This is a genomic window from Streptomyces sioyaensis (genome assembly GCF_004122735.1).
Classification (GTDB): Bacteria; Actinomycetota; Actinomycetes; order Streptomycetales; family Streptomycetaceae; genus Streptomyces; species Streptomyces sioyaensis.
Genome location: NZ_SDIF01000092.1, coordinates 21,264 through 27,915 on the forward strand (window position 1 = coordinate 21,264; position 6,652 = coordinate 27,915).

General features: G+C 73.3%; 7 protein-coding genes. 5 read left to right on the plus strand and 2 right to left on the minus strand.

Translation table 11 applies throughout. The features are described from left to right. Positions 1–22: 22 nt before the first annotated feature. The 5 genes from EST54_RS25240 (at position 23) to EST54_RS25260 (ending at position 4,562) form a co-directional block, all read left to right on the plus strand. Entirely contained in the window at positions 23–526 is a 504-nt protein-coding gene (locus EST54_RS25240; RefSeq protein WP_129250013.1) for a hypothetical protein, read from the plus strand. Next, a complete protein-coding gene (locus tag EST54_RS25245) occupies positions 526–912 on the plus strand; it encodes a transcriptional regulator (protein ID WP_129250014.1) in 387 nt (128 codons plus the stop codon). The genes EST54_RS25240 and EST54_RS25245 overlap by 1 nt, the downstream gene beginning before the upstream one ends. Then, positions 909–1,895 carry an ABC transporter ATP-binding protein gene (locus EST54_RS25250; RefSeq protein WP_372448252.1) on the plus strand — a complete coding sequence of 329 codons (987 nt, stop codon included), beginning with the start codon at positions 909–911 and terminating at the stop codon, positions 1,893–1,895. Before EST54_RS25245 ends, EST54_RS25250 begins: the two co-directional genes overlap by 4 nt. 11 nt (positions 1,896–1,906) lie before the next feature. Beyond that, positions 1,907–2,896, plus strand: a complete 990-nt coding sequence (locus EST54_RS25255) for an ABC transporter permease (RefSeq protein ID WP_244942613.1) — start codon at positions 1,907–1,909, stop codon at positions 2,894–2,896. A gap of 331 nt (positions 2,897–3,227) precedes the next feature. After that, positions 3,228–4,562, plus strand: coding sequence for a type III PLP-dependent enzyme domain-containing protein (locus tag EST54_RS25260; protein ID WP_129250015.1), 1,335 nt, complete (start codon positions 3,228–3,230; stop codon positions 4,560–4,562). A gap of 48 nt (positions 4,563–4,610) precedes the next feature. Here the strand turns inward: EST54_RS25260 and EST54_RS25265 are convergent, their stop codons facing one another. Together EST54_RS25265 and EST54_RS25270 are read right to left on the minus strand one after the other, a co-directional pair. Then, positions 4,611–5,207, minus strand: a complete 597-nt coding sequence (locus EST54_RS25265; RefSeq protein WP_129250016.1) for a hypothetical protein — start codon at positions 5,205–5,207, stop codon at positions 4,611–4,613. Positions 5,208–5,421: 214 nt separating this feature from the next. Then, on the minus strand, positions 5,422–6,453 hold the full coding sequence (locus EST54_RS25270; RefSeq protein WP_174857513.1) for a MurR/RpiR family transcriptional regulator: 1,032 nt from the start codon (positions 6,451–6,453) through the stop codon (positions 5,422–5,424). Positions 6,454–6,652 lie beyond the last annotated feature (199 nt).

The following is a 6,652-nucleotide window of genomic DNA, read 5'->3' on the forward strand; positions in this document are numbered from 1 at the left end:
CCGCCTTGGGGAGGCGAGCGCCATGAGCACACCGGTGGATGCCGAACGGGCCTGGCAAGATCTACAGCGCATCCGGGTACCGCAGGAGCGGGTGTACGACGAGATCGAGAGAAGCGCCCAGAGCGACCTCGGGTCGACGTACTTCACGGCCGCGGTGATGTGGGTGTTCCTCGCCGTCACGGGCCTGGATCTGCCCACGTGGGCGTTCTGGCTGGTATTGACCGCCTACTTCGCCGTACTGGGCAGCGTGGCGGTGATCTACAACCGCAGGAGCCGGATCCGGCTGCACCGCTCGCGCCACAGCTGGCGGTCGTTCGCCACCTTCGTCGCGGGCATGGCAGTCACCCTCGTGACCATCCTGGTGTCCGGCTTCGTGGCCAACCAGCTGGCGCTGCCGTTCGGCAGCCTGATCCAGGCCACCGCCTCGACGGGCGCCTTCCTGCTCTTCGTCGGCCCGGCGAACCGCTGGGCGGTCAGCGCGCTCCGCGACCGCGGTGCGAGAGTCGGCCACCAGGCGGTGAGTTGATGAGCACCCCGAGCGGCTTCGACGAACTGATCCACCCGTCCACCCGCCTGTCCGTGGTGGCCCTGCTCGCCGCCACGGAATGGGCCGACTTCTCCTTCATCCGCGACAGCCTCTCGCTCAGCGACTCCGCGCTCTCCAAGCAGCTGCACACCTTGGAAGAGGCCGGGTATCTGGAGATCCACAAGGAGGGCGGCGGCCGTAAACGGCGCACCAAGGTACGGCTGACCAGCCGCGGCCGCACCGCCTTCGACGGACATGTGGCCGCACTCCGGGCCATCGTCGAGGGCGCGGGACCGACGACGGGCGCCACGCCGGCGACGGAGTCCGCCGCGGCGACGACATCAGGGACACAGCACCAGCAACAGCGCGCGGAGGCGGGCCGATGACCACGACCGAGCACCTACCCACGGCCCCGGCCAGGACCGCGCCGGAAGCGGCCCCGGGGTCCACCGCAGCCCGCCAAGCCGTCGTCCAGGTACGGGACTTGCGGATGTCGTACGGCGACACCACGATCCTGCACGGCATCGACCTGGACATCCACCGCGGCGAGATCTTCGCGCTGCTCGGCCCCAACGGCGCCGGGAAGACCACCACCGTCGAGATCCTGGAGGGCTTCCGTCAGTGTTCCGCCGGGGAGGTCCGCGTCCTGGGTGCGGACCCGGCGCGCGGTGACGACGCCTGGCGCGGCCGGATCGGTCTGGTGCTGCAGTACTGGCGCGACCACCGCCGCTGGCAGGTCGCCGAGCTGCTGACGCACTTCGCCACGTACTACCCGAACCCCCGCGACCCGGCCGAGCTGCTGGCCCTGGTCGGCCTCACCAAGCAGGCCGGCCGCCAGGTCGAGCATCTCTCCGGCGGCCAGCGCCGCCGTCTGGACGTCGCCCTGGCCATCGTCGGCCGCCCCGAACTCCTCTTCCTGGACGAGCCGACCACCGGCTTCGACCCCGAGGCCCGGCGCGACTTCCACGATCTGATCGAACGGCTCGCCCGCGACGAGGGCGTGACGATCCTGCTCACCACCCACGACCTGGTGGAGGCCGAGCGGCTGGCCGACCGGATAGCAATGCTGGTCAACGGCCGGATCGGGGTCCAAGGCACCCCGACGGAACTGTCCCGGCGGGCCGCCGCCCAGGCCGAGGTCCGCTGGACGGCGGCCGACGGCACGGCGCGCACGGAGCGCACCGCGGACCCGTCCCGGCTGGTCTGGGAACTCCACCAGCACACCGGTGGACCGATCGCCGATCTGGAGGTCCGCCGCCCCACGTTGGAGGACACCTATCTGCACATGGTGCACCGGGAGGCCAAGCGCGGGGCCGACGGGGCCGAGGCCGGGGCCGGCGCCCCGGAGGGGGAGGAACGAGCCGCATGAGGGGGACCGATATGACAGCCGCGACGACGGCGACGGGCACGACCGAGGGAATCGAGACGACCGGGGCGACGGACACGGCCGGTGCGAGGGGCCGGACCGGGCCGGGCCACCCGCGCGGCGCCGCCCCGGGGGAGACCGCACCGCGCTCCCGCCGCCGTCCCTGGCGCGCCGGCTTCCAGCGCGGGCGGATCGAACTGCGCCACCTCCTGCGTAACCGCAAGGAGTTCAGCGGCCATCTGATCAATGTCGTCGTGGCGCTGCTGCTCGCGCACAACATCAGCGGCAAGGTGCCCGGCACCCACATCCCGATGGCCCATCTGACGCTCGCGGGCTTCTCCGCCTATCTGCTGTTCCAGATCGGGCTGGTCAATCTCCCGCAGATTCTGGTGACCGAGCGCGAGGAAGGCACCCTGCTGCGGCTGCGCGCCACCCCCGGCGGCATACCCGCCTACCTCATCGCCAAGTCGCTGCTGGTGGTCGTCATGGCCTTCGGCACCCTGCTCGTCCTGCTGGGAGCCGCCGCCGTGCTGGTGGACGGGCCGCTGCCGCACGGGCTCGGCGGCTGGCTGACACTGCTGTGGGTCAGCGCGCTCGGGCTGCTCGCCGTCGTACCGCTGGGTGCGGCCATCGGCGCCGTGCTACCGAACCCGCGCGAGGCGCTTGCGCTGATCATGCTGCCCACGTTGGCGCTGCTGATCACCTCGGGAGCGATGTTCCCGCTCAGCTCGCTCCCCGAGGTGGTCCAGAAGATCGCCTCGGTCTTCCCGCTCAGGTGGATGGCCCAGGGCCTGCGCTCGGCCCTCCTGCCGGACACCGCACGCGCCGCGGAACTGTCCGGCTCCTGGGAGCTGCCCACGGTGGCCCTGATACTCAGCGCCTGGGCCGTCGTCGGCTTCCTCCTCGCGGTCCCGCTTCTGCGCCGTGCCACCCGCCGCGAGTCCGGCTCCCGCCTCTCCGAAAGCCACCGCAAGGCGGAACTCAGCGGCGGCCGGGCGGCCTGAGACTGCTGCCGTGTGGTCCTGGATGCCGCTCGTGTCGTCCGGCCAAGGGTCGGACGCCGCGGGTGGCAGACAGGGCCACACGGCAGTACAGCCGGCTGGTGGACCGGGGCGCGGTGGACCCGCGACCGGTGAGCCCGCGGCCGGTGTACCCACGGCCGGTGGGTGGCGAGCCAGCAGGCCGGTGAGCTGGCAGGGCGGTGGCTGACGGCCCCGTGGCGAGGGACCTACGAGCCCGTGGGCAGGCGCTGGCCAGCGGCCCCCTCCTCGGAACGGTTCGGAGGGCGTGGGTATCAGTTGGCGTGACAGCCCCAGCCAATGATGGAGTTGTCCCATGAACTTCACGGACCGAGACCGGGCCGTATGGGCCGCCGTTGCACAAGGGCTGGTGGGGCCCGCGGAGCCCGTCGCCGGGCTGCTCGATATCGCCGGGATCCGACGGTCGGTGGCCGAGCTCCGGGCCGCCTTCGAGGAGTTCACCGCCCCCGGCACCCCGGTGTTGCACGCCTTCGCGGTGAAGGCCGCCTCGCTCGTCCCCGTTCTACGGCTGCTCGCGCAGGAGGGTCTCGGGTGTGAGGTGGCCAGCCCGGGGGAGCTGGCGCTGGCCCGGGCCGCCGGCGTGCCGGTCGCGCGGACCGTCCTGGACTCGCCGGCCAAGACCCTCGCCGAGCTGCGTGAGGCGCTGGCCCTCGGGATCGCCGTCAATGCCGACAACCCCGAAGAACTGGCTCGCATCGACTCCCTGATGGCCTCCGCGCCGAGCAGTGCCCCCGTGGGTCTGCGGGTCAACCCCCAGATCGGCGGCGGCAGCATCGGGGCGATGAGCACCGCCACCGACACCTCGAAATTCGGTGTGGGGCTGCGGGACGAGGGCGCCCGGGACTGGGTCGTACGCTCCTTCCTCGCCCGGCCGTGGCTGACCCGGCTGCATGCCCATGTCGGTTCCCAGGGCATGCCGCTGGAGCTGATGACCGCGGGCGTCCGGACCCTCTTCGTCCTCGCCGAGGAGATCAACGAGAGGGCCGGCCGGCGTCAGATCGACACCCTCGACATCGGCGGGGGCCTGCCGGTCAACTTCTCCTCGGACGCCGTCACCCCGACCTACCGCGAGTACGTCGCGCAGCTCCACGCCACCGTCCCCGGGCTGCTGTCCGGACGCTATGGGCTGGTCACCGAGTTCGGCCGCTCACTGCTGGCCAAGCACGGCACGGTCCTGGCCCGCGTCGAGTACGCCAAGTCGGCCGGCGGCCGTCCCATCGCGGTCACCCATGCCGGCGCCCAGGTCGCCACCCGTACGGTCTTCGCCCCCGAGTCCTGGCCGATCCGGGTGGCGGCCTACGACGCCGAGGGCCGCCCCAAGACGGGCAATCCGGTGGCACAGGACGTCGCGGGACCGTGCTGCTTCGCGGGCGATCTGGTCGCCGAGAACCGTCCGCTCCCCCTCCTGGAGTCCGGCGACCACGCCGCCCTCCTGGACACCGGCGCGTACTACTTCTCCACCCACTTCGCCTACAACTCCCTTCCCCGCCCCGGGATTTACGGCTATGCGGCGGATCCGGACGGTACCGTCCGCTTCGCCACCGTCCGCACCCCGCAGACCCTGGAGAACCTCACCGAGGAGAGCGGCGGCGCCCACACGGAGTCGCTGCGCGACCTCGGACGGCAGTAGATCCTGAGGGGCAGTAGAGCCCGCGAGGGCAGCCCCCGGGCCCGGCCCTCAGCGGCCGCTCCGCGCACCACCGGCCCGCGCGTGACCGGCCCGTGCCCCGCCCGGCCGGGCGTCCCCGGCGGCCGTTCCGGTCAGGACGTACGCGGTGACATCCTTGCCCGCGGCGCCGCCCCGCCCGGCGGATTCGGTCCGGACCCACAGCAGCGCATCGTGTTTCCGCTCCCAGCGGCCCAGCCACAGCGCCTTGCCCCACAGGCCGAGCGCGGCCCCGGCCATCAGCAGCCCACCGGTCGCCGGCAGCACGAACGACGAGCCGACCGCCACCAGGAAAGCGAGCAGCAGCCACCAGCGGTGCGCCCGCCGCCAGCTGCGGAGGGTGACCGAGCGGTCCTGAAGGATGACGGCCTTCCCGGCGCGCGAGGCGCCCCGGGCCAGCTCCGCATAGCGCCCGCGCCGTGCCACGCCCACCACCAGCGCCGCGCCCACTGCCAGCACCGCCCCCGCCAGCAGCCCGATCGTCCGGCCGGCCAGTCCCGGCACCAGCACCCCGATGCCCGCGGCCAGCAGCCCCGGCCACCACAGCCAGCCGGCTGGTGCCCGTACCACCACAGCCACCCGGACCAGCCCATATGCCCCGCGTCCCACGACAGACCTCCTCGCCCCGAGACCGCTGTGCCCCGCCTGTCCGGCACAGCTGTACGGCGGCGGATCGTAGCCAGCCGGGATGAGGATTCCCTGAGACGGCAGTCCCACGGGCTGCCATGCCTTGGCACTCCCACGGGCTGCCAGGCCTTGGCACTCCCACAAGCTGCCAGACCTCAGCGCGCCCCCGGCACGCCCCGCCCCCGTGCCGTCCTGCTCACTCGACGAACAGTCCGCGTTCCGCCGCCCTCGCGTCGAATTCCTCCAGGCGGGCCTGGGCGTCCGGGAGGGCGTCGCACATCGCCTCCAGCAGGACCCGGCCCAGCAGCATGGGGGCACAGGCCGTGTCGAAGGACAGCCCGGTGCCGACGGGGGCGGGGAGCAGGAGGTCGGTGTGGTGGGCGACGGGGGCGAAGGCGCTGTCGGCGACGGTGACGACGGTCAGTCCGGCGGTGCGGGCGTATTCCAGCGCCTCGACGACCTCGCGGGGGTGGCGGGGCAGGGCGAAACAGAGCAGCGCGCTCGCACCGGCGCGTACGGCGGCGTCGATGCGGTCGGTGAGCAGGGTGCCGCCCTCGTCCAGGAGCCGGACGTCGGGGTGGACCTTGCGGGCGAAGTAGGTGAAGCCCGCGGCCTGGGCGGTGGCGGCGCGCAGCCCGAGGACGAGCAGCGGGCGGGAGACGGCGAAGAGGCGGCCCGCCTCGGCCACCGGCGCCGGGTCGGTGAGGGCGGCGGCGAGCTGACGGAGGTTGTCGATCTCCGCTTGGACGGCCTGCTGGTACTCGTTGGCGGTACCGGCCTCGGCGGCTCCCGCGGTGGGCGCCACCTCGCGCAGATGGCGGCGCAGCGCCGGATAGCCGTCGAAGCCCAGGGCGACCGCGAAGCGGGTGACGGACGGCTGGCTGACGCCGGCGAGATCGGCCAGTTCGACGCTGGAGAGGAAGGGCGCGTCGGCGGCCCGGCGCACCATGCAGTGGGCGATCCGGCGCTGGGTGGGCGTCAGCCGGTGCCCCTCGAAGAGCTTCTGCAGCCGGGCGGCGGTGCCGGTGTCCGTACCGCCCGCACGACCCGTTCCCACCGCGCCACCCACGGCAGCCGTACCGCCCGCGCCGGCCTGCACGCCCCGTGCCCCCTCGGCACCACCCGTCGCCCCGCCACCGGCCGCGCCGCCCATACCGCCGCCGGCCGCACCACCGATACCACCGCCGACGCCGCCGACGCCGCCGTCGTTGTCCCCGTCCCCGCTCATCGCCTCTTCTTCCCGGCCCGGTCGGGGGCCTTGTCCTGTGTCGACCGACTGTACGGAATTCCCGGCCCGCTCCGGTCCGGGACAGGCATCGGGGTCCGGCCGTACGCGTTCTGGCCGTACGCGATCCGGCGGTACGCGATCCGGCCGTACGCGTTCCGCCCGCACGCGCGCCCCCGGAGCCCCCGGCACACCCGGAGCC